Annotated in this window: 21 protein-coding genes; 5 read left to right on the forward strand and 16 right to left on the reverse strand. The window is 39.7% G+C overall.

Annotated elements, in window-relative coordinates; genetic code table 11:
• Positions 1 to 74: 74 nt before the first annotated feature.
• The 10 genes from CDZ94_RS09275 to CDZ94_RS09320 form a co-directional block, all read right to left on the reverse strand.
• A complete protein-coding gene (locus CDZ94_RS09275; RefSeq protein ID WP_096436400.1) occupies positions 75 to 1,229 on the reverse strand; it encodes a thiolase family protein in 1,155 nt (384 codons plus the stop codon).
• Positions 1,230 to 1,247: 18 nt separating this feature from the next.
• Entirely contained in the window at positions 1,248 to 2,393 is a 1,146-nt protein-coding gene (locus CDZ94_RS09280) for an acyl-CoA dehydrogenase family protein (RefSeq protein ID WP_096436402.1), read from the reverse strand.
• Between the two features lie 39 nt (positions 2,394 to 2,432).
• A complete protein-coding gene (locus tag CDZ94_RS09285) occupies positions 2,433 to 3,956 on the reverse strand; it encodes a class I adenylate-forming enzyme family protein (RefSeq protein ID WP_096436404.1) in 1,524 nt (507 codons plus the stop codon).
• 173 nt (positions 3,957 to 4,129) lie between these two features.
• Positions 4,130 to 6,178: a sigma-54-dependent Fis family transcriptional regulator gene (locus CDZ94_RS09290; RefSeq protein WP_096436406.1), complete on the reverse strand. Its 2,049-nt coding sequence runs from the start codon at positions 6,176 to 6,178 to the stop codon at positions 4,130 to 4,132.
• Positions 6,179 to 6,425: 247 nt separating this feature from the next.
• On the reverse strand, positions 6,426 to 7,193 hold the full coding sequence (locus tag CDZ94_RS09295) for a 3-hydroxyacyl-CoA dehydrogenase (RefSeq protein WP_096436408.1): 768 nt from the start codon (positions 7,191 to 7,193) through the stop codon (positions 6,426 to 6,428).
• A 300-nt stretch (positions 7,194 to 7,493) separates the two neighbouring features.
• Positions 7,494 to 8,411 (reverse strand): nickel transporter permease, encoded by a 918-nt coding sequence (gene nikC / locus CDZ94_RS09300; RefSeq protein ID WP_096436410.1) that lies wholly within the window; start codon positions 8,409 to 8,411, stop codon positions 7,494 to 7,496.
• 17 nt (positions 8,412 to 8,428) lie between these two features.
• Positions 8,429 to 9,430: an ABC transporter permease gene (locus tag CDZ94_RS09305; RefSeq protein ID WP_096436412.1), complete on the reverse strand. Its 1,002-nt coding sequence runs from the start codon at positions 9,428 to 9,430 to the stop codon at positions 8,429 to 8,431.
• 267 nt (positions 9,431 to 9,697) lie between these two features.
• Complete coding sequence (locus tag CDZ94_RS09310) at positions 9,698 to 11,404, reverse strand: ABC transporter substrate-binding protein (protein ID WP_096436414.1); 1,707 nt, start codon at positions 11,402 to 11,404, stop codon at positions 9,698 to 9,700.
• A 49-nt stretch (positions 11,405 to 11,453) separates the two neighbouring features.
• Positions 11,454 to 12,440 (reverse strand): ABC transporter ATP-binding protein, encoded by a 987-nt coding sequence (locus tag CDZ94_RS09315; RefSeq protein WP_096436416.1) that lies wholly within the window; start codon positions 12,438 to 12,440, stop codon positions 11,454 to 11,456.
• Between the two features lie 167 nt (positions 12,441 to 12,607).
• Positions 12,608 to 13,663 (reverse strand): ABC transporter ATP-binding protein, encoded by a 1,056-nt coding sequence (locus CDZ94_RS09320; RefSeq protein WP_096436418.1) that lies wholly within the window; start codon positions 13,661 to 13,663, stop codon positions 12,608 to 12,610.
• A 592-nt stretch (positions 13,664 to 14,255) separates the two neighbouring features.
• Here CDZ94_RS09320 and CDZ94_RS09325 point away from each other — a divergent pair.
• The 4 genes from CDZ94_RS09325 (at position 14,256) to thrB (ending at position 18,674) form a co-directional block, all read left to right on the forward strand.
• Complete coding sequence (locus CDZ94_RS09325) at positions 14,256 to 15,215, forward strand: calcium/sodium antiporter (RefSeq protein ID WP_096436420.1); 960 nt, start codon at positions 14,256 to 14,258, stop codon at positions 15,213 to 15,215.
• 182 nt (positions 15,216 to 15,397) lie between these two features.
• Entirely contained in the window at positions 15,398 to 16,693 is a 1,296-nt protein-coding gene (locus CDZ94_RS09330; RefSeq protein WP_096436422.1) for a homoserine dehydrogenase, read from the forward strand.
• Between the two features lie 2 nt (positions 16,694 to 16,695).
• Positions 16,696 to 17,757 carry a threonine synthase gene (thrC, locus tag CDZ94_RS09335; protein ID WP_096436424.1) on the forward strand — a complete coding sequence of 354 codons (1,062 nt, stop codon included), beginning with the start codon at positions 16,696 to 16,698 and terminating at the stop codon, positions 17,755 to 17,757.
• Entirely contained in the window at positions 17,754 to 18,674 is a 921-nt protein-coding gene (gene thrB / locus CDZ94_RS09340; RefSeq protein ID WP_096436426.1) for a homoserine kinase, read from the forward strand. The genes thrC and thrB overlap by 4 nt, the downstream gene beginning before the upstream one ends.
• Before the next feature lie 81 nt (positions 18,675 to 18,755).
• Here thrB and CDZ94_RS09345 read toward each other — a convergent pair whose 3' ends face one another.
• Positions 18,756 to 19,373, reverse strand: a complete 618-nt coding sequence (locus tag CDZ94_RS09345) for a cell wall hydrolase (protein ID WP_425352532.1) — start codon at positions 19,371 to 19,373, stop codon at positions 18,756 to 18,758.
• A 445-nt stretch (positions 19,374 to 19,818) separates the two neighbouring features.
• Here CDZ94_RS09345 and CDZ94_RS09350 point away from each other — a divergent pair, with 445 nt between their 5' ends.
• The gene (locus tag CDZ94_RS09350; protein WP_232735702.1) at positions 19,819 to 20,541 is read left to right on the forward strand and encodes an endonuclease/exonuclease/phosphatase family protein; all 723 of its coding nucleotides are present in this window, start codon (positions 19,819 to 19,821) and stop codon (positions 20,539 to 20,541) included.
• Between the two features lie 578 nt (positions 20,542 to 21,119).
• On the opposite strand, the gene CDZ94_RS09355 is transcribed toward CDZ94_RS09350, so the two are convergent.
• The 5 genes from CDZ94_RS09355 to CDZ94_RS09375 form a co-directional block, all read right to left on the reverse strand.
• On the reverse strand, positions 21,120 to 22,052 hold the full coding sequence (locus CDZ94_RS09355) for a DMT family transporter (protein ID WP_096436428.1): 933 nt from the start codon (positions 22,050 to 22,052) through the stop codon (positions 21,120 to 21,122).
• Positions 22,053 to 22,645: 593 nt separating this feature from the next.
• Positions 22,646 to 23,467 carry a phosphoenolpyruvate hydrolase family protein gene (locus CDZ94_RS09360; RefSeq protein ID WP_096436430.1) on the reverse strand — a complete coding sequence of 274 codons (822 nt, stop codon included), beginning with the start codon at positions 23,465 to 23,467 and terminating at the stop codon, positions 22,646 to 22,648.
• A gap of 17 nt (positions 23,468 to 23,484) precedes the next feature.
• Complete coding sequence (locus CDZ94_RS09365; RefSeq protein WP_096440712.1) at positions 23,485 to 24,690, reverse strand: Tm-1-like ATP-binding domain-containing protein; 1,206 nt, start codon at positions 24,688 to 24,690, stop codon at positions 23,485 to 23,487.
• 20 nt (positions 24,691 to 24,710) lie between these two features.
• Positions 24,711 to 25,607, reverse strand: a complete 897-nt coding sequence (locus tag CDZ94_RS09370; protein WP_096436432.1) for a sugar phosphate isomerase/epimerase family protein — start codon at positions 25,605 to 25,607, stop codon at positions 24,711 to 24,713.
• Between the two features lie 41 nt (positions 25,608 to 25,648).
• Positions 25,649 to 26,734, reverse strand: coding sequence for a Gfo/Idh/MocA family protein (locus CDZ94_RS09375; RefSeq protein ID WP_157812120.1), 1,086 nt, complete (start codon positions 26,732 to 26,734; stop codon positions 25,649 to 25,651).
• Between the last annotated feature and the right edge of the window lie 22 nt (positions 26,735 to 26,756).

Below are 26,756 nucleotides of genomic sequence, written 5' to 3' on the forward strand. Positions count from 1 at the left end.
GATTCATTAGCTTGCCAAACTAGTAGATCGATACTTTCTGTAGAACTGAAAAACTTCAAATATGATTTTGACGATCAATCTAATCGCTCAATAATGGTTGCATTCGCCATTCCATGACCTTCACACATCGTTTGTAGACCGTATCGTCCACCCGCTCTTTCAAGTTCATGAACCATCGCGGTCATGAGACGAACACCGCTTGCGCCGAGAGGGTGCCCTAACGCAATCGCTCCTCCGTTAGGATTAAGCTTTTTAGGATCTGCTCCAGTTTCTTTTAACCATGCGAGCGGGACAGGGGCGAATGCTTCATTCACTTCGAAGATATCGATGTCATCTAGCGATAATCCTGATTTCTTTAGTGCCAGTTCCGTTGCCGGAATCGGGCCTGTCAGCATCAATGTTGGGTCTGAACCTACAACAGTTCGAGTGTGAATTTTAAACCGTGGCTTTAAGCCTAGTTCTTCAGCTTTCTCCTTTGACATGATTAAGACAGCACCTGCCCCGTCACTGATCTGACTTGAATTTCCAGGGTGAACCTTCCCTTCTTTACTAAAAGAAGGATTTAATTCTGATAATTTTTCTAAAGTAGTTTCTCTTCTCGGTCCCGTATCTTCACGGAGTACTGACTTCGATCCATCAGGTAACGTAACTTCAACCGGAACGATTTCTTTTTCGAAATAACCTTCTTCTTGTGCTAATAAGGCTTTACGATGACTTTCTAAAGAATACCGGTCAAGCTCTTTACGGGTGAACTGCCATTTCTCCACAATCTTTTCTGCAGATATTCCCTGATGAACAATTTCATAATGCTCCGTTAACTTTTCACTGGGCAGAGCACCTTGAAAATTTGTTCCCATCGGTACTCGTGACATATTTTCTACTCCCGCAGCAATAACGACATCCATGTCTCCACTCAAGATCGCTTGAGCTGCAAAGTGAATCGCCTGTTGACTAGATCCGCATTGACGATCGATCGTCGTTCCAGGTACATGTTCTGGAAATCCAGCAATAAGCGCAGCCACCCGCCCAATATCTCCAGCCTGTTCACCTGATTGAGTTACACAGCCCATGATAACGTCCTCAACTAACTCAGCTGATATCCCAGCACGACTGACAACTTCTTTTAGCACAGTGGCAGCAAGGTCATCAGGGCGAATATGCTCGAGTAAACCTTTCCGTCTTCCAACGGGAGTTCTTACCGCTTCAACTATGACCGCTTCTTTTCCCATATAAAAATCACCTTTCTTTTACAAGCCGATATTTTTGGCAATAATTGTTTTCATAATTTCATTGGTTCCAGCGTAAATAGTGGAAACTGGTGTATCACGAAAGCGCCTGGCTATTTTGTACTCTTCCATATAACCGTATCCTCCATAAAGCTGCATACATGTTGATGCTATTTGCTTTGCCATTTCAGTTAGCTTCCATTTTGCCATTGACACCTGGGTAACTACGTCTTCACCTGCAATATGTTTAGCAATGAGCTGATCAAGAAATGTACGGCCCATTTCAATTTCAGTCGCCATCTCAACTAACTTAAATTGTGTATTTTGAAACTTACTAATTTGCTGTCCGAAAGCTTTTCTTGTTTTTACATATTCCATCGTCATCTCCAACATATCTTCTGAAGCAACTTGGGCTCCAATTGCAACCACTAGCCTCTCCTGCTGAAGCTTTTCCATTAAATAAAGAAAGCCTTTTCCTTCTTGACCTAATAAGTTTTCTTTCGGCACTCGACAATCTTCAAAAATTAATTCTGCCGTATCCTGGCTGTGTAAGCCTATTTTGTTGAGCTTTCGCCCCCTAGAAAACCCTTCTGTCCCACGTTCTACTATGAGTAAACTGACCCCAGTATGCTTAGGTTTTGCCTGCGGATCGGTTTTACAAGCAACAACGACTAAATCTGAATGAATACCATTGGTAATGAACGTTTTTTGCCCGTTTAAAATATAATCGTCACCATCTTCCACTGCTGTTGTCTTAATGTTCGCAAGATCAGACCCAGTACCTGGCTCGGTCATTGCTATTGCTGTAATTGTTTCACCAGTTAAACATTTGGGAAGCCAGCGGTGTTTTTGTTTTTCCGTCCCATAGGCCAAAATATAGGGAACAACGATGTCATTATGAAGACCAATGCCAACAAGGCTCGTCCCTACCCTCTCTAATTCTTCATTTATAATAACGGAGAAGCCCCAATCTACCTCAGCACCTCCATACTTTTCCGGAACGTCAGGACATAGAAAACCTTGTTCCCCCATTTTCATCCAAAAGGATCGGGGAATCATTCGTTGATCCTCCCATTCATCAAAGTACGGATAAGCTTCTTTATCTAAAAATTTTCGCAATGCTTTTCGAAACATATGATGTTCTTCCGTTAAATAGGGATGGTTCATTCTTTCTCCTCCAATTTTTGTCGATTACACGGGCGCAACCTAAGACTGTACTTCCTCGAACTTTTGACGTAATTTGTATTTTAATATTTTTCCTGATGCGTTCCTCGGCAATTGTTTCTCAAACACGATGTTTCTTGGAACTTTATAGCCGGCAAGCTTTTCTCTGCAGAATTGACGAAACTCCTGTTCATCAATATATTCACCATCTTTTGGAACAACAATAGCTGTGACTGCTTCACCCCAAACTTCATCAGGTAAGCCAATTGTCGCAGCCTCCAGCACTTGAGGGTGTTCATACATTACTTGCTCTACTTCAATCGAGTAGACATTTTCCCCACCGGAAATAATCATGTCCTTTTTGCGATCGACTAATGTCATATACCCCTCTTCGTCGGTGACAGCTAAATCGCCGGTATAAAGCCAATCTCCCTTCAACACTTTCTTAGTTTCTTCAGGTTTTTTATAGTACTCCTTCATAATCGATTCTCCGCGCAAAATGAACTCCCCGACGACTCCTGGGACAACATCTTCCCCTGTTTCGTCTACAACACGTGCTTCTGTTGTAAAAAATGATTTTCCACTTTTGCCAAGATGATTTTTATGCCCTTCTGGATCAAGCAAGATGCCTCCAGGCCCTGCTTCAGTTAATCCACATAAATTAAAAAATTGATCGGTTTGAAACAAATCCATGCTTCTTTTCACAGTCTCCGGAGCCATCGGAGCAGCTCCGTATCCACATCGTTGAATTGAGGTTAAGTCATACTCCGTCGCATTCGGTATTTGAAGTATGAAATTATACATAGCCGGCACGCCAAAGAAATGCGTTATTTTGTATTCTTCGATTGCTTTTAACGTTTCTATTGGATGAAACTCACGGTGAATCACATGAGAAGCACCTAGTACTACCCCCGACACCAAGAATAGATTCAACTGTGCCGAATGAAACAACGGAGCAATATGAAGGAACCGGTCATGCTGGTTAATGCCCATTCCAATAATCATCGTTAGCCCAACATTAAATACTCGTCTATGATCAAGTAAAGCTCCTTTTGGTCTTCCAGTGGTGCCGGACGTATACAAAATCTCAAGATCATCTGTTTCAGATACGTCTACATCGGGATCATTTATTTGATCAGTTAGGAGTTCCTGGTAGGATACGTGGTGAGGTGCTTTCGACTGTCCGATGGTTATCACTGTTCGAATGCCGGTCTTTTGACTCGCTTCTTCAATTAACTGAGCAAATTCATCATCACAAATCACTACAGATGCATCAGATTGTTGTAAAATGTAGTGAACTTCACCTGTTGAAAGCCTGAAATTGACGGGTACAATAACCGCTCCTAATTTAGCCAATGCAAAATAACAAAAGACGAAATAATCTGAATTCCTCATTAACAATGCGACCTTCTCACCTTTTTTAACATTAAGATTAATGAACCCATGAGCCAGTCTGTTTACTTCTTGATTAAATTGCAGATAAGTATAATCCCTTCCTTCAAAGCGAATCGCCTGCTTCTTCCCAAAATTTCTCGCATTTACGGATAAGTGGCTTCCAATATCCAACCTACATTCCTCCTTGTTTTTTATGAAGTCGCGTAAGTATTTATGTTTGTATAAATTAAATGCAAGTTTTATGCCATATTTTATAGTACTTTAATAATGGGAATGACGAGAGTTATGGACTTAAACAAGTTCTAAAAAGGAAAAGAAGTGTCCAAAATCTGAACACTACCTTTCTACAATTGTAATTTCTTTATTTTTTCATAAAGTCCTGAACGACTTATCCCTAACAATTGGGCCGCTCTCGTTTTATTCCCTTTAGCTTTAAGAAGTGCTTTTTCTATTGCCGCTCGCTCTGCACTCGCTGCCATTTTTTCTTCAAGTGGACCTCCTTTAACTTCTTTACTTGCTTTATTAACAAGATAATCAGGTAAATCCTCTACTTGAATTTTTCCGGTCTCAGCAAAGGTCATTCCTCTTTCTAAAATATTTTTAAGTTCACGAACATTTCCTGGCCAATCATAATTCAGCAATATTCGTTGCACCGGTTCAACCATGCCTGTAATCCCCGTACCAAGCATGCGATTTAATTGCTCCATCAATACATCGGATAATATCTTAATGTCACCTTTTCGCTCACGCAAAGGTGGAATTTGAAGTGAAATAACATTTAACCGGTAATAGAGGTCCTCACGAAATTCTCCGCTCTCTACCATTTCTTCTAAGTTCCGATTTGTAGCGGCGATGATTCGTACATCGACATGAATTCGCTCCGTACCTCCTACACGGTAAAACTCTCTTTCTTGTAATACTCTCAGCAATTTTGCTTGTAACGTTAATGACATATCACCTATCTCATCTAAAAAAAGCGTACCCCCGTTGGCAAGATCAAACTTTCCAATTTTCCCTTTATGACGAGCACCCGTAAATGCTCCATTTTCATATCCAAAAAACTCCGATTCTAGTAAATGCTCAGGAATTGCAGCACAGTTAACGATAACAAACGTTCCGTCCCTTCTAACACTACTGCTATGAATCGCATGAGCAAACAGTTCTTTACCGGTACCACTTTCACCGCGTATCAATATCGTAGACCGTCCTTTGGCTGCTTTCCCTGCACTTTTCTTTAATTTTTCTACACAAGGGTCACCACTTATAATTTGATCCCATGTGAATCGTGACGTTTCTGATTTTTGCAGTTGAGACCGATAATAATCTGCTTTCTTTTCTGCTTTATCCAGTTTAATAAACAAATTACTAACTTCATTCAATTGCCTGAACATCACTTTTCCTAGTGCCCCGATAATTTTTCCGTCTTGTTTAATTGGGATCCGATGTACGATATACCTGATCCCATTAACCTCCATAAAATCACTTAACTCTGCTTCTCCTGTATCAAATACAGCTTGTACATTTAATTGAGGAAATACGCTTTCAATAGGCTTATGTAACACCTCACTTTTTTGTAAATTAAACAAATCAAGAAGTGGTGGGCTGACCATGGTAACCTTTTGTTGTTCATTGATCATAAGAATCCCATCATAGGCATGATCAATAGCGGTATCTAATGTCTGTTTTAAGTTTTTTACCGTTTGTAATTCCTCTGCCATCCGCTCTAACTCAGTAATCTCCAGGAAAAGCGCAATGATTCCATGCGTTCCAGAAACGGTTTGATAGGGAGACAAGCGAAGCATCGTTTGATCTTCTCCAACGGACATCTTTGGAATATACGTCGATTCCTTTATATTTATGTCGCCTACTTGAGGGATAACAGTTCCGATTGCTTGCCCGATAATTTCATTTTTCGCTTTCTTCATCATCTGGATGCATTTGTCATTTGCGAAAATAACACTCTTCTGGTCATCTGTCATTAATACCCCAAGCTGGGAACTTTCCAAAACCGTTTCCAATTGTTCCTTTAATATATTTGAAGACTGTAACAGGGCCATGACCATATCTGTTTTTCTTAAAAGTCCAATTACAACATCTTCTTCGTCTAAAATAACGCCAGTACCAACTGGGCTCTTTTTTACATTTTCAATAACCTTTTCATAAGGAGTATTCAAAGACAATGATACGGTGTCACGTTTTATATAATTAAATATTGGTTGAGATAGCGATTTTTGTTCAAGAACCATTTCAAACAGGTTACTCCTAGTAAAAACACCAGTAAGCTTTCCTTCTGAGTCAGTTACAGGGAGGACATTCCACTTTCTTTGATTCATCATTTGAACAGCTTCACTCATCGGTGCTTTCTCATGGATCGTGCCATTTACCGGAGTCATGATTTCTTTTAAGTTAATTACTATCCCCCCTATTTCTCGAGTCCTTTTATCCTATTGTATAACAAAATAGAGTAAATTTTTAGAATTATTGATTTATTAGTTCAGGAAATGTGCAAGCATGCGCTTGCCTAACGCTCAAAAAGCAACAAACTTTACGAAAACAGCCATTAAAAAAAACAGAGGATGTGTAACACAACGCTCTGTTTTGATCCCTAACTTTAATTGTATTTAGCTGTTAAAGTAAACTTTATTTCGGCTGCATTCTAATCGCTCCATCAAGACGGATAACTTCTCCATTTAACATCGGGTTTTCAATAATCGACTGTGCTAACTGAGCATATTCATGTGGTTGGCCAAGTCGGGAAGGGAAAGGTGTCATCGCACCTAAAGCTTTTCGGGCTTCTTCTGGTAGAGAAGAAAACATCGGTGTATCAAATAAGCCCGGTGCAATGGTCATTACCCGAATTCCATAAACAGATAATTCCCTTGCAATTGGTAACGTCATCCCTACGACTCCTCCTTTTGAAGCACTGTATGCAGCTTGCCCTATTTGACCATCAAATGCAGCCACTGAAGCTGTGTTAATAATCACCCCACGCTCACCATGCTCATTTGTTTCGTTATTTCTCATCTCCTCAGAAGCAAGTCGTATCACATTAAAAGTACCAACCAGATTAATATTTATCACTTTAGAAAAGGAGTCAAGATTATGAATTCCTCTTTTACTTATCACCTTTTCTGCTACACCAATTCCAGCACAATTGATTACCGTATTAATAGAACCAAAATGATGGACGGCTTGATCGATCGCAGCCTTTACACTTACCTCATCGGCGACATTCGTTTCAACAAAAAGTGCCTGTTCTCCTAGTTCTCTTGCGAGGTCATTTCCCCTTTCTACAGATAAATCGAGAATTACACACTTTCCACCTTGCTTTACAATGTTTCTAACGACAGCTTCGCCAAGTCCTGAAGCCCCTCCAGTTACTACTGCAATCGTATTATTGACATTCATTCTAATCCCTCCTTATTGTGTCCTAGCTACAAGAACAAGTTAATGCAAATTTCATACCAACTAATATATCATTTAGGGGCTAGTACAGTAGGCTTTTTGGGAAGATGTGGGGGATTTGTCCAGATAAATAAAAAAATACTGTCCAGAATTTAGACAGTTGATTTTTCAAGCTATTTTTACTCTTAAAAAAGGGAATCTTTCTCAAAAAGAAACAAAATTCCCGAAAATAGCAAAGAGAAAAGACACTATTTCTTACAGGAAACAGTGTCAGTAAAAATGGTTATTCTATTGGTGATTACTCTAACTCTTCATTTTCGGATCAAGAGCATCACGGAGGCCATCTCCAATCATATTAAAGCCTAATACGACGAGCATGATCGAAAAACCAGGGAACAGTACAGTCCAAGGTGCGCTTTGAATATACTGTCTAGAATCTGACAACATCCGCCCCCATTCCGGGGTTGGTGGTTGAGCCCCTAATCCTAAGAATCCAAGTGCTGCGGCTTCCAAAATCGCTGTACCAAACCCAAGTGTGGATTGAACAATAATCGGAGCGATACTATTAGGTAACACGTGATGAAATAGAATTCTTCCGCTTTTCATTCCTTGAGCCTTCGCAGCCATAATATATTCTTCCTGACGAATGGAGATAACCTTCGACCGAACAAGTCTTCCAAAAATCGGGATATTAATGATCGCAATCGCTATTAACGCATTTTGTAACGATGGACCAAGAATGGAAACAATAGCAATGGCTAATAGAATACTAGGGAAAGCGAGCATAATATCAAAGATACGAGAAATAATCATATCAATCCAGCGTCCATAAAAGCCAGCTACGATCCCTAATAACGAACCAAATATTAAAGCTCCCGTAACTGCAAAAAAACCGACCATTAAGGATATTCTAGCTCCATATACAATCCTTGTAAATATATCTCGTCCTAAGTCATCTGTACCAAACCAATATTGTGAGGAAGGACCTTGTAAACGGTCCGCTGCATTGAGAGTTTGGTAAGAATAGCTTGTAAGAAACGGTGCAAAGATTGCGACCGTGATAAAGAATAAAATTATAAAAAGACCGACCATCGCAAGCTTATTTTTTTTAAGCTGCCAATATGCTTCTCTCCAGGGAGAGATCGACTCTATTTTCGACTCAACTTGTGGCTTTTCAGGACCTGGAATGGGATGCTGTTGAGTTGGTTTGACGTTTTCCATTTTTCTCTCTCCCCTTCCTAGTATTTAATTCGTGGATCAATATAGCTGTAGAGAAGATCGACGATTAAATTTATTAAAACGAACATCGTTGCGATCACTAAAATTCCAGATTGAATAACGGGATAATCACGGTTTCCGATCGCTTCGTACACGTATCGACCAATACCTGGCCAACTAAAGATCGTTTCTGTTAAAATTGCACCTCCGAGAAGCGTTCCTGTCTGTAACCCTACGACAGTCAATACTGGGATGACCGCATTTTTAAAGCCATGACGGTAAATAACGGCAAATGTACGCGAACCTTTTGCTTGAATTGTACGGATGTAGTCATTGCGTAGTACTTCAAGCATACTTGAACGGGTCATTCTCGCAATGATTGCCATCGGAATGGTTCCAAGAGCAATCCCAGGTAAAATTAAGTGTTTAAATGACGCCCACCATTGATCAGGCCGTCCGTTTAGCAATGTATCGATCAGGTAAAAATGAGTCGTTGTCTCAACCGGATCCCGTGGGTTTCCACGCCCAAACGCAGGAAGCCAACCTAACTCTTGAGCAAATATCCACTGTTCCATTAGTCCTAGCCAGAAGATTGGCATCGACACTCCGACAAGTGCAATCAGCATACTTAAGTAGTCAAACCAAGAGTTTTGCTTCCATGCACTAATAATTCCTGCATTCACCCCAACAACGACCGCAAAAATCATCGCAAATATCGTTAATTCAATGGTTGCAGCCAAATAAGGTCGAATTTCCGTCGAAATCTCAGACCTTGTCCTAAGTGACGTCCCAAGATCTCCTTGAACGAGCCCTGCCATATAGTTCCCATATTGAACAAAGTAAGGTTCATTTATTCCTAACTGCTCTTCCAAACTAGCAATCGCTTGAGGCGTAGCTTGTTCACCTAAAATGGTTTGTGCAGGATTACCAGGAATGAGGTGAATGATAGAAAAGGTGATCAAGGACATTCCGATCAAAACAGGAATTAACATGAGTAATCTTCGAATTGTATATGCAATCATAGTCTTCACCTCTTGCTTCCATTCAACTATGTATCTAACCCTAACTTTCTTTTATAGAGGATGTTCAAAAAACAGGTAACCCAGCGGGTAAGTTTACTTCAAGAAGCACTAATGTATCCGTTTTCATATGGCTTTATTTCTTACTTCCTGGCTTGTTGTCCACCTGTTTGAACACCCTATAAAAGAAAGAGGGCAGGAAATCGCTTTTGGTGGAATATTCCGCTCAAAAGTTCTTTCAAAACCTGCCCTCATCAGGCTTGATATTTATTATTCTGTCAGTTCAACTTCTAATAACGTTTCACTTGTAGACGGGTGAGGTACATACCCTTGAACTCTGTCACTACCAGCAAGTACTGGAGTTGTGTGTACTAACGGAACTAATGGAGCATCTTCATGGATGACTTCTTGAGCCTCTTCATAAAGAGCAATACGTTCCTCTTCTTCTACACTTACCTTAGCACTGTCAAAGAGATCATCTACTTCATCACTTCGGTAAAATGTTCGGTTACCACCAGGAATTGCACTTCCATGTAACAGGTTACTAAAGAAATAGTCAGGGTCACCGTTTACGCCAGACCAACCTAGCATAAACACATCCTGCTCACCTTGTTCAGTACGCTCTAAATAGGTCGCCCATTCCATTGATACGATGTTTGCTGTTACACCAATTTCAGCAAAATTGGCTTGAATAACCTCAGCTGCACGTTCTGGGTCCGGCATATATGGTCTTGCAACTGGCATCGTCCATAAATCAAACTCCAATCCATCAGCGTGCCCTGCTTCATCAAGAAGCGCTTGTGCTTCGTCTGGATCGTAGGCATATTCTTCAATGCTATCGTTATACCCCATATATCCAGGCGGGATAAGGTTTTTCGCTGGCTCAGCAAGACCTGCATACAAGGAGGTGATCAATGCTTCTTTGTCAATCGCATGGTTAAAAGCACGACGTACCAATGGATCATCGAAAGGCTCTTTATCCATGTTAAAACCAAGGTACCCAATATTATTTGTCGCGCGTTCAAAGACCGTTAATTCAGGTTCGGATTCAATCATTTCTACATCATCAGGATTTAAACCATCCATAATGTCGATTTCTCCAGAACGAAGGGCCGTCAAGCGCGCAGCGTTATCAGGAATTACCTGGAAAATAACTTGATCAAGCTTAGGTAAACCTTCTTGCCAGTAATCTTCATACTTTTCTAGAACAATACTGTCATCACGTGACCAACTCACAAATTGAAATGGACCTGTACCAACAGGATTTTCATTAATTTCACTTCCATACTCTTCAAATGCAGCAGGAGAAGTCATCGCGAAATAGCTCATCCCCATATTCTGTATGAAAGATCCTAGTTGTTCTGATAACACAAACTCTACTTCATGGTCACCAAGAACGTTAATTTCATCGATCACATGACCATCGTCACCTTTGAACCCGCCAAATTGCTGTCCATAAACGCTATAAGCATAGCCTTCATCAGCAAAGTTATACTCGTGATCCGGGTCTGCCCAACGTTCAAAGTTAATTTTTACAGCTTCAGCATTAAAGTCTGTTCCATCATGGAATGTGACACCTTCACGTAATTGGAACGTAAAAGTTAAACCATCATCTGAAACATCCCAATCTTCAGCTAAACCAGGACCAATTTCAAATGAATCCTCATCGAACTCTATAAGCGTTTCATAGATTTGTTTTGTAACACGAGAAGATTCTCCATCGGTTACACTAGCGTAATCGAGACTTACAGAGTCCCCACCACGAGCAAAGATTAACGTTTGATCCGCTGCGGCTTCACCTGCAGCTTCATCTTCACTTTCTTCACTATCATCACCATCGGCTTCCTCAGTATCATCTGCTGTTTCTTCGTCATCTCCTCCACCGTCTCCATCAGCAGGCTCATCCTCACCGCCACAGGCTGCAAGTACAAACACTAGCGCTAATGAAAGCAACATCAACCACAGTTTACTATTCATCCTTTTTCCCCCTCTTTTAATTTAATCTTTTAATATTTAATATTGTAGTCTATCCCTGCTTTACGTCATCGTTGTAAAGGTGACAGGCTACAAAATGGTTATCAGAAATTTCTTGAAATTCCGGCCGTATCTCACTACAAATATCCATACATTCAGGGCAGCGCGTATGAAAAGCACACCCCGATGGTGGGTTAGAAGGGCTTGGAACATCTCCTTCTAAAATGATTCGATCTTTTTTGACATCCGGATCCGGATTTGGAACCGCCGATAGTAACGATTTTGTATAAGGATGAAGTGGGTTATCATACAACTCTTCATTTGTTGTTAATTCTACTAATCTTCCTAAATACATTACGCCAATTCGATCACTAATATGTTTAACAACACTTAAATCATGAGCAATAAATAGATAAGTTAACCCAAACTCTTCTTGGAGATCTTCCATCAAGTTTAAAATTTGCGATTGGATTGAAACATCTAAAGCTGAGACGGGTTCATCACAAACAATGAGCTTAGGATTGACAATAAGGGCTCGGGCGATTCCAATCCGCTGACGCTGTCCACCGCTGAACTGGTGAGGATAACGAGAGGCGTGATCACCAGGCAATCCAACGATCTCCAAAATCTCTTTTACCTTTTTTAGACGTTCTTCTTTATCCCCAATCCCGTGAACAATGAGAGGTTCGCCGAGAATTTTTTCAACTTTATGTCGTGGATTTAGTGATGCATACGGATCTTGAAAGATAATTTGCATGTCTCTCCGCATTTTTCGCATTTCATCTTCATTAAGTTTCGTAACATCTTTACCGTCGAACATGACCTGTCCTTCAGTAGGGTCAATGAGCCTTAAAAGGGTTTTTCCTGTTGTGGATTTTCCGCAACCGGATTCTCCAACAATACCTAAAACTTCCCCCTCAAAAACGTCGAATGATACATCATCAACCGCTTTTACTTCTCCAACTTTTTTGGAGAAAACTCCACCTGTTACATCAAAATATTTTTTTAAACCTTTGACTTCGAGTAATGGTTTAGACATGAGTTACCTCCGCTTCTTCATAAAGGATGTTATAAAAAGTTCGGGAAAAATCGCGAAATAAGGAGCTTCTTCTAAGGATCGCCACGTCATGTGTCGAACGAAGAAGTCACTATCCAGGGAAGCTCATGGAGTCGCAACTCCAGTCCTTATGTATTAATACGATACACTCAAGGCTTCATGACTTCGTCGCCTCGACCTTCTCCGCTCTTTTTATCCTCCTTTTTGAACCCGGATTCATAGAGGAAACATCGACACGCGTGTCCTTCCTTTAGCTCTAATAGCTCCGGATCCTCTTTGTAACAGCGATCAAATACTTCAGAACATCTCGCTGCAAACCGACACCCTTGTTTGATTGATCCTGGTTTCGGAACATTTCCCGGAATAGAGTAAAGACGTTTATCCCTTTGATCAAGCTTCGGTAAGGAACGAATAAGCCCTTGTGTATAAGGGTGTTTTGGAGATTTTAGGATCGTTCGCACATCGCCTTGCTCCACGACTTTTCCTGCATACATTACCACTACACGGTCACACATTTCTGCCACTACCCCAAGGTCATGTGTAATCATCATAATTGCTGTGCCTTTATCCCGATTTAATTTTTTCATTAGCTCCAATATCTGCGCTTGAATGGTTACGTCCAGTGCTGTTGTTGGTTCATCAGCAATAAGGACTTCCGGATCACAGGACATGGCAATCGCAATCATCACCCTTTGCCTCATTCCTCCTGAGAGTTGATGCGGGTACTCATCTACAATTTGTTCTGCCCGGGGTATTCCAACAAGCTTAAGCATATCAATGGCAATAGAGCGCCCTTCTTTTTTAGATACTTTACGGTGGTTTTTCACTCCTTCAATAATTTGAAAGCCTATCGGGAATAATGGATCCAACGATGTCATTGGTTCCTGAAAAATCATCGCAATTTGGTTTCCACGAATTTGCCGCATTCGTTTTTTACTGACACTTACTAAGTCTTCAGCTGTTTCTTCTTTGGTTGTTTTTTGTCGAAAAAGAATTTCGCCTCCGACAATTTTACCTGGCGGCTTCGGAATAAGCCCCATTACAGATAACGAGGTTACACTCTTTCCGCACCCTGACTCACCGACAACGCCTAGCACTTCACCTTTATGGATTGCAAAGCTGACATTATCTACCGCAGGAACTTCCCCACGATCGGTAAAGAAATGGGTTTGTAGTTGATTAACTTCAAGTACTGGTTTTGTCATTAGAGCCTTCCCCATCCTTTTTTCCGGAAGAAATTCTAACGCCCAATATGGACGCATTTCATTCACTATGTATTATGTAATTAGAAAAGCGCAAGGCGCTCGACTATCGGCGAAATGCAAATGTTCTGTCCGATAAAAAGTGCTTTTTACTTTTAATCGGGGGGGTTATTTGACACTAGCCGATGGCACCTGGAACTAGACATCGAAAGGTGGATCTTTAATATTTTCTTAAACTCTTAAATAGGTTGGTAGTTGTACATCGTGTTATTCGAAAGAATACTATATATTCCAAAATAAATCAATTGAATTTTAACAATTTTACAACAATTATATAGTTCTATTTTCCTTGGTATTCACCAGGTTGTATTTAAAGAAGGTAAGCGTAGCAACCTTTATACCATTTTTAACTGTAGCTCATTTATATAAAATCATATTAAAAAAAAATTATTACAATAGTATAGTTTTATTACGTTTTTCACCTTCTACTGTTTGCTTTCTCGTTTAGTTATAAAGAACCACTAAACATTTAGAATGGTACTTCCTTTTCTTGCAAACCATAAGGGTATTCCATCAAGAAGGTTGGTGCAAAAAAATGATGTATATTTTATTAATTATTGGATTTATTTTACTTATTAAAGGTGCGGATTTTTTCGTCGATGGTTCCTCAAATATTGCCACATTATTGCGTATCTCCCCACTTGTTATTGGGCTTACAATTGTGGCTTTTGGAACGGGCTCACCCGAAGCTACAGTGAGTATTATTGCTGCTTTAGAAGGAAGTCCGGATGTGACACTCGGAAACGTGGTAGGAAGTAATATTTTAAACATGTCCATTGTCATCGGTATTACTGCAGTCATTTCCCCTCTAACTGTAAGAAGCTCTACAATAAGAAAAGAAATTCCGTTTACATTTTTAGCTAGTGTTGCATTACTTGTCTTAATCAGTGATCGAACCCTTCAATACGTAAGCGAAAATATGCTTACTCGCAGTGATGGGATTATCCTTTTATTGTTTTTTGCTATTTTTATGTATTACGTGATTGAAGCTGCGAGAAACAATCGCGACCCATCCATCGAAGATCATTCCCCTAAAAAAGAGGCAGGAACTTGGAGAAGAAACATCCTGATTACTGTTTCAGGACTTGCAGCGATTATTGTTGGCGGATTTTTAGTCGTGGAAAGCAGTACTGAAATCGCCTATACATTTGGAATGAGTGAAACACTAGTAGGTCTAACGATCGTCGCGTTAGGATCTTCTTTACCAGAACTTATTACATCAATTACCGCAGCTGTAAAAAAACAAAGCGAAATTGCAATCGGGAACATTGTCGGCAGTTCAATCTTTAATATTTTATTCGTCTTAGGAGCGGCTTCGATCATCACACCTCTGCCAGTAAATAACAAACTTTTTTTTGATGTGACTGTTATGCTGATCTTCACCGTACTTTTATTCAGATTCTCAAGAACATATTCGATCGTTGGAAGATACGAAGGTCTGACCTTAACCGCTGCATATGTAATTTATCTCGTTTATATCATTTATCGAAATTAGAATCTGGCTACCTCCACTGGTCGTGATCAATAAGAATAAATGGTTATTTACTCCTCATAGAATATTAAATACACATGTTTTTTTTAGCCGGGGGTTGTAAATGCATTTTCTCACCTCTATAATGTCCTTTATATACAAACAAATGTATTCTATAAAAAGACATTATTTGAGGAGAGATGAAGATGAATTCTACTATTAATATCGGCCTTCTTGGTCTTGGAACTGTGGGGAGTGGTGTTGTACACATTATCGATCAGCATCAGGACAAATTGAGTCATCAGGTGGGCTGTAATGTAAAAGTTAAAAAAATCCTTGTAAACCACCTTGATAAGGAAAGAGACGTTTCATTGTCCGATTCTCCGCTGACAACCAACCCTGATGATGTCTTAAATGATCCTGACATTGATGTCATCCTCGAAGTAATGGGAGGAATTGACGATGCCAGAAATTATATTACTCAAGCATTGGAAAATAAAAAACATATCGTTACTGCAAATAAAGATTTAATGGCTGTCTACGGAAACGAATTACTTGAGACAGCTGCTATGAATCAATGTGATTTATTCTATGAAGCTAGTGTAGCTGGAGGTATTCCAATATTAAGAAGTTTAGTAGATGGTTTAGCTTCCGATCGTATTACAAAAGTGATGGGGATTGTGAACGGAACAACAAACTATATTTTAACGAAGATGTCTAAGGAAGGGCGTGCGTATGAGGAAGTCCTTAGAGAAGCACAGAATCTTGGCTATGCCGAAAGCGACCCAACCTCTGATGTGGAAGGGATAGATGCGGCAAGAAAAACTGCCATTTTAGGGACTTTAGGGTTTTCGATGCCGATAGACCTAGATGACGTGACAGTTGCAGGAATTTCAGATGTAACAACAGAAGATTTAGTTTACAGTGCTCAACTTGGCTACACAATAAAGTTAATTGGTCTTGCAGAAAGATCGGATAATAAAGTAGAGGTAAGTGTACAGCCAACACTTTTCCCACACTCTCACCCACTTGCAGCAGTGAATGATGAATTTAATGCCGTTTATGTTTATGGAGAAGCAGTAGGTGAAACGATGTTTTACGGACCTGGCGCAGGTAAACTTCCAACAGCCACTGCTGTAGTCTCTGATCTTGTGGAAGTAATGAAAAATATGCGCCTTGGGGTGAACGGAAACAAATCTGTCGTACCTCAATTCGAGAAGCAGTTGAAAGCAGATGAAGATATCTATTCGAAATACTTCCTGCGCTTACATGCAAAAGATCAACCCGGGACTTTTTCAACCCTTACTTCATTATTTTCAAATCATCACGTAAGTCTTGAAAAAATATTGCAGCTACCATTACAAGATCGTGATTCAGCGGAAATTATTATGACGACTCACAAAGTGTCAAAAAAGAATTATCAACAAGTTTTACACGAGTTAGATGAGTTAGAGGTTGTGGATTTCATAAAAAGCAGCTACAGAGTAGAAGGAGATGATTAGTTATGAACTGGCAGGGACTACTCCACTACTATAAGGACTTACTTCCTACCGAGGAAAGGACACCGATAATTTCACTAAATGAAGGGAATACCCCGCTCATTCCTATGAACCGCTTGTCTGAAAAATGGGGAATAGACCTGTATGCTAAATATGAAGGGGCAAATCCTACAGGCTCATTTAAAGATCGAGGAATGGTCATGGCCGTCGCCAAGGCAAAGGAAGAAGGTAGTGAGGCAATCATATGTGCTTCTACAGGAAATACATCCGCTTCAGCTGCGGCATATGCCGCTCGAGCTGGATTAAGGTGTATCGTTTTAATCCCAGATGGAAAAGTAGCCATGGGGAAGCTGGCCCAAGCAGTAATGTATGGTGCAGAGATTTACGTCATTGAAGGCAACTTTGATCAAGCACTACAAATGGTCCGTAACTTGAGTAAAAACTCCCCCATAACTTTAGTCAATTCAGTCAATCCTTATCGTATTGAGGGGCAAAAAACAGCCGCTTTCGAAGTTTGTGATCAATTAGGAGAAGCACCGGATATATTAACGATTCCTGTAGGAAATGCCGGAAACATTACAGCATATTGGAAAGGATTTAAAGAATACCGGAAATATAAAAACACAACGCTTCCACAAATGCGTGGATTTGAAGCAGAAGGGGCAGCAGCTATCGTCCGTAATAGCATAATAGATGATCCTGAAACAATGGCTACAGCGATCCGCATCGGGAATCCAGCCAGCTGGGAAAGTGCAGTGGAAGCCGCTTCTTCTTCTAGAGGGAAAATAGACGAAGTGACAGACGACGAAATCCTCTCAGCTTATAAAATGCTTGCCGAAGAAGAAGGTATTTTTGCCGAACCTGCTTCCTGCGCATCCCTTGCCGGTCTAAAAAAACAACTTGAGGCAGGTGAAATAACAAAAGGAGCTAAAGTCGTCTCAGTTTTAACCGGAAATGGATTAAAAGATCCAGACTGTGCAATTGAGTCATCTAAATTCAAACCACTGGTGCTTCCAAATGACGAGCAGCTTGTTTTTGATCATATAGCAGGACGTGTTAAACAATGAATAATAACCAGTTATTCTCGATCACTGTCCCGGGAAGTTCTGCTAACCTCGGACCAGGATTTGATTCCATCGGCCTCGCGATTAATCGTTATTTAACGATTAGAGTGAGTAAAAGTGATGACTGGAAGTTTATTCCTCAATCTGCGAACCTTGATAACTTGCCCTCTGGAAAAACAAATTTAATTTATCAAACAGCTGCTTCAATAGCAGAAGATTTTAACCGTTCCCTTTCACCATGCGAAGTTTTAGTCACTAGTGAAATCCCTTTAGCACGCGGGTTCGGAAGTAGTGCAGCAGCAATCGTAGCAGGGATTGAACTTGCAGACAAACTCTTAAATCTAAAGTTATCGATAACTGAAAAAGTACAAAGAGCAAGTCGTTATGAAGGCCATCCCGACAATGTTGCCGCTTCTATTCACGGTGGCTTGGTAATTGGCACTCACCTCTCCCATGAGACTGAAGTCGTAAATGGAATTTACCCGGAAGTAGACATTGTTGCTGTAATCCCTGATTATGAACTAAAAACATCGTCTTCACGAAACCTTCTGCCAAGCCAGCTGCCTTATAAAGAGGCTGTGCAAGCTAGTAGCATTAGCAATGTTCTTGTAGCTGCCCTTATGCAAAACAATTGGGATCTTGCAGGAAAGATGATGCAAAAAGACCTCTTTCATCACCCTTACAGAGAGCATGCTATTCCTGAGTTAAAAAAAGCCGCTTCCATTGCATCTGAACTAAATGTCCACGGCTTTTCATTAAGTGGTGCCGGACCCACTATCATGTGCTTTGCACCTCAAGGGACAGGGGCTGACCTTCAATATCAACTCAAAACACGCTTTCAATCTCACATCGTACAGCAGCTTAAGATTGATAAAAAGGGAGTAGTTAGTGAGTCTCATGTTACTTATCACAATAATTGAAGTAAAAGAAGAAGGCACAAATGCTCGTCCAAAAGAGCATTTGTGCCTTCATAATTTAATCATAAATAATATTAGAACAAACTATTCTGCAAACAGGTGACTCCCTATCTTTAAAGTCTTTTCTCTCGTGAAGATCCAAGAAGACGTTGCAATTTCTGGGTTGTAATAATACGTTGAACCACTAGAAGGATCCCAGCCAAGCTGAGCATCTTTCACTGCTTGGTATGCATTTGAATCCGGAGTTAAATCATATTGTCCGTCTGCTACTGCTGTAAAAGCATTTCTTTGGAAAATGACGTCGTGAACAGTTGAAGGAAAACCACTGTCTTCCACACGATTATAAATAACCGCAGCAACAGCTACTTGTCCTTCATAAGACTCCCCTCTCGCTTCGCCATGAACTACTCTTGCCATCTTTTCGACATCACTGAGCTTCTGTTGTGTGTTAGTTCCCACTACTCCATCAATGGACATATTAAAGTCCGTCTGAAACTGACGTACCGCTTCAGCCGTAAGCGAACCATAATAACCGGTAGGATTAACATCTAAATAACCTAAATGATACAGCGTCTGCTGAATGCTCTCCACATCAGAACCACTACTTCCGTCTACCAACAAGCTCGAGGCCTCCGTTTTATTTTCCTGTTGAATAAAGAAAAAGCTTGCAAACATAATCGTAAAAATAATAAATTTTTTCAAATTCACACACTCCTCTACCTGTTTATAAAACATATTAAAGCGTATGCTGAGAATCTACCCTGTCTATCATCTATCGAAACTATTAAAAGGGAAAATCCATCGATATTCCCCGGAAAGCATTCAATTAAACATTCATTTTTAAGAAGATAGTCTTATATTATCTTCATGTTACTAGGCCTTTCTGTTTTAAAGCAATTTAAAGGACGCACTTCTTTTTCATTAAGAATTTGCTTCCCTATTGTTGTTTGATTATGAAGTAACAATTAAAGATGATATAAGAAACCAAATCCATTCACATTTGATAGTATAAAAAACAATCGCAACTCCTCGCTTAATAAGAGAGGTTATATGACGTAGTTGTTCACAAATGTAGAGTAAGGAAAGTTATTATTCCTAGACTTTTTGAACATGCTCTTATTAAGTCGATTTCAGAGGAGAGAATACTTTGGATATCAAAATCATGACCTACAACATTCATCATGGTAAAGGAATGGATAAACAAGTAGACCTAGACAGAATTGCTGAAGTGATTGAAAGAAGTGATGCAGATATCATCGGTCTTAATGAAGTTGATAAGCATTTTTCTAAGCGCAGTCGCTATGAAGATCAGATTAGGTGGCTTGCAAAGCAACTAAATATGGAACAGGCTTACAGTCCTTCCCTGTCATTAAAGTCAAAAAAAACAATGAGACAATATGGAAATGCCCTCTTATCTCGATATCCGATAGTAAAAAACAATAGCTACCCGTTTAACTTTATTTCTGGACTAGTTGAAAGAAGGTCATTGCTCGAAACGACAATCGAGGCTAATAAACAGCTCTTTCAAATAAATGTGACACACTTAAGCCTTAACCCTTTTCTTCATAAGAAGCAAACAGACTTCATTTTAAACCAGGCTTGCAATTGTTCTCATCCAATTATTATCATGGGCGATTGGAATATGAGACCCAGATCAAGAGAATGGCGAAAAGTAACCCGAAACCTTCAAGATGTTTGGTCTGTTTTAGGAGAAGGAGCAGGATACACTTACCCTTCACGTCGACCAAGAATGAGATTGGACTACATATTCGCCAGTCAAAACCTCCGAGTTGTTGAAGCAGAGCTTGTGAAAACAATACCAGAAGCGTCTGATCATTTACCGATAAAAGTAACACTCTCTTCTTCTTGAAATTAAGTTGTATTGTTTTTTTATAGTGGTGTTAACCAATCGATACATTTATCTCTTCGCAGCTGTGTAGCTTACTAAAAATCGAAATAGCCCTTCCCCTATTAGAACCCAACGATTCTCCATATTTAATCCCTAACATCACAAAAGTAAGTTTATTCTACATAAAAGGGAAAGAAAACAGCCAAAAGGAAGCCAACCTTCAGCAAAGTGAAGGAAATCAACTCTTAGCTGTCCGCTCTAAACTTTCTTATCTCTGAACAAAAGCTCAAGGCGCCCGTGTACCCGACTAATTGCAAATGTTCTGTCGATTAAAAAGTGCTTTTTACTTTTAATTGGGCAGGTTATTTATTTGACACGAGCCAATGGAGCTGAATCTAGACAATGAAAAAAAACGACACAACCCCTCGTTAAAACGAGAAACCGCGTCGTTGTTAACATATGGTGGAGCATAGCGGGCTCGAACCGCTGACCTCTTCGCTGCCAGATATATCTCACCTAAACAAGTTAATTATTGGAAAAATTCAAAAGATCAAGAATAATTACTGACTAGTGTTAGGAAAAATGGGGGGATGCACTCGTCAACTCGACTTAACCCTATCTATTTGATCACGATATTTACTTCTTCTCAAGCTATTCTGTATAATTCCCGTACTAAATAATACCCCCATTACAACTAGAAGAAAACCAACCCAATGCCCCAATACTATGGATTCCTTTAAAAAGAAATAAGAGCCAAGAATAGAGAAAAATGGAGTAAAATTTAAGAAAATAGCCGATTTCCCTGCACCAATCTCTCGAATTGAAAGATTATACAGGTAATGACCTGCTCCAGTTGCAATGACTCCCGAAAAGATGAACAACATCCAGACCGTCCAATCCCCCTGATCAAGCTGATAAACACCATCAGGTTCAAAAACCATACTTACAAAAATAAGTAATATTCCACCGAAAAATTGACTAATTCCTGTAATAACAAGAGTATCAACACTATTTGATATTTTTTTGACAAAAATAAAACCAATGACTTGAACAATTACTGTGCAGCAAAACAGCAAATCACCAATTGAAATATTAAACCTATAATCCGAACCAGCCAGTATTATGACAACCACACCACAAAACCCTAAAATAAAACCGGTAACTTTATGTATGTTAAAACGTTCTTGCAGAAACAATGCCGCTCCTACCGAAGTAACGATTGGTACCGTTCCAAGTATTAACCCGCCGTTAACAGCAGAAGTGTAATTTAACCCTACCGACATGAACAATTGGTGACCTACGATTGTGGTAAGGGAAATACCTAATAAATATAATCCATCCCTCCTTGATATTTTTTTCCACGAATGTCGAATAAAAAGTAAAGGTAAAATGGAAATAAATGCTATAAAAACTCTTAATGTTGTAATAGTTAATGTAGGAAAAGTCGAGACAAGAAGTTTAATAGCAATAATATTAAAACCCCATATAGCCATTGTTACGATTAACATAATGTATAATAATGCCATTTTCATCTTTATCCACCTCGCAATTATGATAAAGAAACTTGGCAATTGGTAATCTAAAACATAGATCAAAAGTTGTTACACTAATAAAAGTATTATAGAATGCCTGTATTAACCTATCGAACAACCGAGGAAAGTACAGCTGCCACGGGTACTGCAACTCCATACAAAGGATGAATCCATTCTTTGTGACCCTTAATAAACATGTTTCTATATGATGTCCAAAGGATCTTGTTAGCACGAAAAACTGCGTGACATGAATGATAAAAGGAGCAAAGCATAATAAACAGCGCAGCTACTCGATTAACCATTGTTCATTAATTAGACATATCAAGCCTTTCATAGAGAAAATAATAGTCACTACTTGGCATTTCAAATTAGCAAGTAGTGACTAATTGACTTTTTATAGTTTGTCTATGAAATGTTAATATAGTTGTTAAATTTTTACCCCAAAGTTATCTGTAACAGAAATTTCAGAAATAGCGGGTGGGGCTGGCAGCTTTATCAGAGCAAAGACAAAACCCACCTAATTCCAGTAATGACCACTCGTAAGGTTAGTATTATTTTTTCACCTGTAGTAGTAAAGAATTTTTGTAACAAGTTTAAATGTTTTTAAATTGTTTCACTTGTTCCGATATCGCGACTTCCGTAGGCAATCTTTCTACACTAGAGGCTCCAAAGAAGCCAGATACGCCTCTTGTGCGGTCGAGCACATATTTCGCATCTTTAGGCTCTGAAATCGGACCGCCATGACAAATAACGATAATATCTTCATTTACCGATTTCCCTGCATCATGAATATCTTGGACTAAATTTACGGAATTCTCAAGACTTAATGCGGTCTGAGCTCCAATTGCGCCTTTCGTCGTTAGACCCACGTGTGCAACCAGCAGGTCTGCTCCCGCTTCAGCCATCTTAATCGCATCTTCTTTATTGAAAACATACGGAGAAGTAAATAAACCTAATTCGCTAGCTTTTCTGATCATTTCAACCTCAAGATCATACCCCATACCTGTTTCTTCTAGGTTTTGGCGGAATTGTCCGTCGCATAACCCGACTGTCGGAAAGTTCTGGACACCTGAAAATCCCATATCTTTCAAATGCTTTAAGAAGTGCTCCATATCCCTGAATGGGTCTGTTCCACAAACACCAGCTAAGACAGGAGTATCTTCGACAATGGTAAGGACTTCATTCCCCATCTCAACAACGATTTGGTTTGCATCCCCATAAGGCATAAGGCCTGCCAAGGATCCTCTTCCTGCCATACGATATCTTCCTGAGTTGTAAATAATGATTAAATCAATGCCACCCAGTTCTGCACTTTTAGCTGACAGCCCAGTACCAGCTCCTCCACCGATAATAGCTGTACCATTACGAACATTTTCTCTTAACCTTCTTATAATTTCCTCTCTTGCAATTGCCACTTTTATCACCTCTTCATTTACATGAACTGTAATAATTCCTTGACCATTAACTCAGAAACTGACGGATCATTAATGTCCTCTTCCACTTCAATATATGGAATATTTCCATTTAAATTTTCTTTAATGCTTGCATACAGTACTTCTCTTTGTTCATTCCCCTCAAATGGCTGCCCATCCTTATCTAATAAGGAAACACCGCCTTTTGGCAGAATTACAACCGTTTTACCGTGGGCTTTATTTATTTTTTCAGCGATCATCTTTCCTAATTGTTCATTCTCTCCTACTGTTGTTCTCATTAATGTAGTCGTAGGATTATGCTGGTAGAATAAACGATCTTTAAACTGTTCTGGGACGGTTTCTGGTGGGCCGAAGTTAACCATATCTAGTGCACCGACAGAAACCACTTGCGGAATACCTCTACTCCCCGCGCTTTCCAACCTGTCATCACCAGCGCTAAAAATTCCCCCGACTAATTGATCAGCGAACTCAGTCGTCGTAATATCTACGACCCCTTCAATAAAACCATCTTGAATCAACGATTCCATCGCATCGCCACCTGTACCTGTTGCATGGAACACTAAGACATCATATCCTTGGCCTTCTAATAATTTTCTTGTCTTCGTTACACAAGGCGTTGTTACACCAAACATCGTGGTAGCAATCATCGGCTTACTTTCTACTTTTGGCCCTTTTTCCGCCCCTTGAACCATCCCGCTTAATGCATTTGCTGCGTTTTTCAAAATTTCAGCCGACAAACCATTAATCCCTGCGATATCAACAACAGAATACATCATCGTGATATCTTTATCTCCTACATATGGTCTCGTATTACCAGATGCAACAGTAGAGACAAGGATTTTCGGCAGGCCTACTGGCGCATTTCTCATTGCTGTTGCTGCAACAGTTGTTCCAGCTGTTCCACCCATACCAAAGATACCTGATATTTCATTTTCCACTGCCAATGTTGAGACGATTTTAGCAGCACCTTTCGTCATTGTGGCCACAGCCGTACCTCGATCATTTTTATCACGCAACTCCTGCAGGGCGACACCGCCAGCTTCTGCAACTTCACTGCTAGTTATGTCTCCATGAATAGATGTTTCATAGATTCCTGTGTTCATTAGTAAAACCGTATGATTATTGCTCTCTAGAATATCTTTTACGTAGAGAAATTCGTCTCTTTTCGTATCAAGTGAACCAATAACAAGCACTTTTTTCTCCATCGTTGATCCTCCATTCATTCTTATCCGATTACTCCTTCAAAGAACTCCTTTGTTTGACGAACAACTTCTGCCTCTCCAATTTTGTCTTGTTGATAGAATGAAGGGTAGTGTGTATCGATCGATAAAATAACGTCTGGTTCCCCTTCTGTAAGCGCCTTCAAAACTGCTTCATGTTTAAAGTCATCTTCTCCGGCAATAGCAAAGTTATTAAACCTTCCCTCAGGCATATCGTTTGTTATAGTGTTGACGACTCTCGAAGCTCCTTTTAAGTGAACAGATGCAACATTTCCTTTAATTTGTTCATATAATTCCACCGTTGGATATTCACCAGATCTCCAGCCGTTTACAATATCCCAATTTAATTTTAAATGTGGATGGTCCGCATATTGCACTAATTTCCCGAGTTCCACGCAATTGTTCGTTAACGTAGGCGGTTCATTTTCTACTAAAATCACTTTCCCTCTTCTTCTTGCGTGTTCTGCATGCCTTTTTAAGACTTCAGCATTATGTCTATATTCTTTTTCCTTTTCTTCCTCTGGCCATGTATCGAAATCAGGTTGTCTGTACAAAGAATAGATTCGAACGTTTGGTGCAGAAAAAGCATCTGCTAAATTGAATAATCGATCTAATTGATTCGTCATTTCTTCATGGTGGTTTTCGTCGTAGTTATCATATTTAGGTGATCCAGAAAAAGTACAAGAGTTTACTGCCCAAGAACTAAGAGTCGCAACTTCCAATCCATGTTCTTTGACTTTTTCTCCTAATTTCTTTGCCTTGTCAACGGATATAGAATCTATTGTATCCCCATTCAATTTGGCACGAAGTTCAATATAATCAAAACCTACTTCCTTGGCTGTTTGTAACGCATCATCAAATGATTCTAATCCTAACATATCTGTCACAACACTAAACTTCATAAAGTTCCCCCCACCTTGATTCTATATATTTACATTGAATATTATCCGATCTTAATCCAGTCACCAGCTTTATTACCTTTATATGCTTCAAATATTTGAGTTAAATGCCATGCGTCTCTTAACGTTGCACGTTCCACTTGTTTATTTTCTAATACTGCTTCCGTAAAATGATTAACACTTTGAACCATCCCTTGAGTAAATAAATTCTTATTATGCAACTGACCTAGCGAGAACTCCGGCTCCCAATGCACAGGTCCATTCAATGGGTCGTCTCCAATAAAAGAAGGTGCTTTACCATATTCACCACTGCCTTTTTTGCCTTGGTAATAACCAAGTCGGACCGCATTGTCAATTACAATATTTTCGCTATTACCGATAACTTCATATTTTTCTTTAGGACTCGTTTCTGATTGAGTGGACGGTAAGTGCAAACTGCCTACCGCACCAGATTTAAACTTAAATAATGTGTGTACATTACCACTTGGCTGATGATCAACAAAACACATTTCATCAATATCCCCCATTAAATACTGCATTCCGGAAACCGGGTGACATATATCTAAAAACCAGTGTAAACCTTCTCGTTCCCCTGACTCTTCATTAAAAGGTGTTAATGTCAGCGGATAACGCCCTGTAATCGAGGTAGCACCTCCGAATTTTTCACTCTCTACGACCTTTTTAGCTCCTTCGAATGATGGATAAAAGTATCTTTTGTTTGAAACAAGGACTTGCACATTATATTTTGCTTCTAATTCCATTAACTCTTCCGCTTCTTTTGTCGTATAAGAAATGGGTTTCTCTACCCAAACAGGAATGCCTGCTTTCATAATTTCTGGCAAAATCTTTGGGTAAAGAGGACGGCCGTTTCGATCAAAATTCAATACTACAAAAATGGCATCAAGGTCTTCTTTTTTAATCATTTCTTGATAGTCTGTATATGCTCGTTCTGCTCCAAATCGTTTTCTGTAAATCTCTGCTCTTTCTAAATTCAAGTCACAAACTGCGACTAAATCCACTGGAGCATAATCAAATGTAGGGTAAACGTTGCGAAACGAGTGAGCACCACACCCAATAAATCCTGCATTAATCTTATTGGTGTACTCGTAATTAAATTTAATATTTGTCAAAAATGACTCCCCTCTCCATATA

This window comes from Alteribacter populi (assembly GCF_002352765.1).
Taxonomy (GTDB): domain Bacteria; phylum Bacillota; class Bacilli; order Bacillales; family Salisediminibacteriaceae; genus Alteribacter; species Alteribacter populi.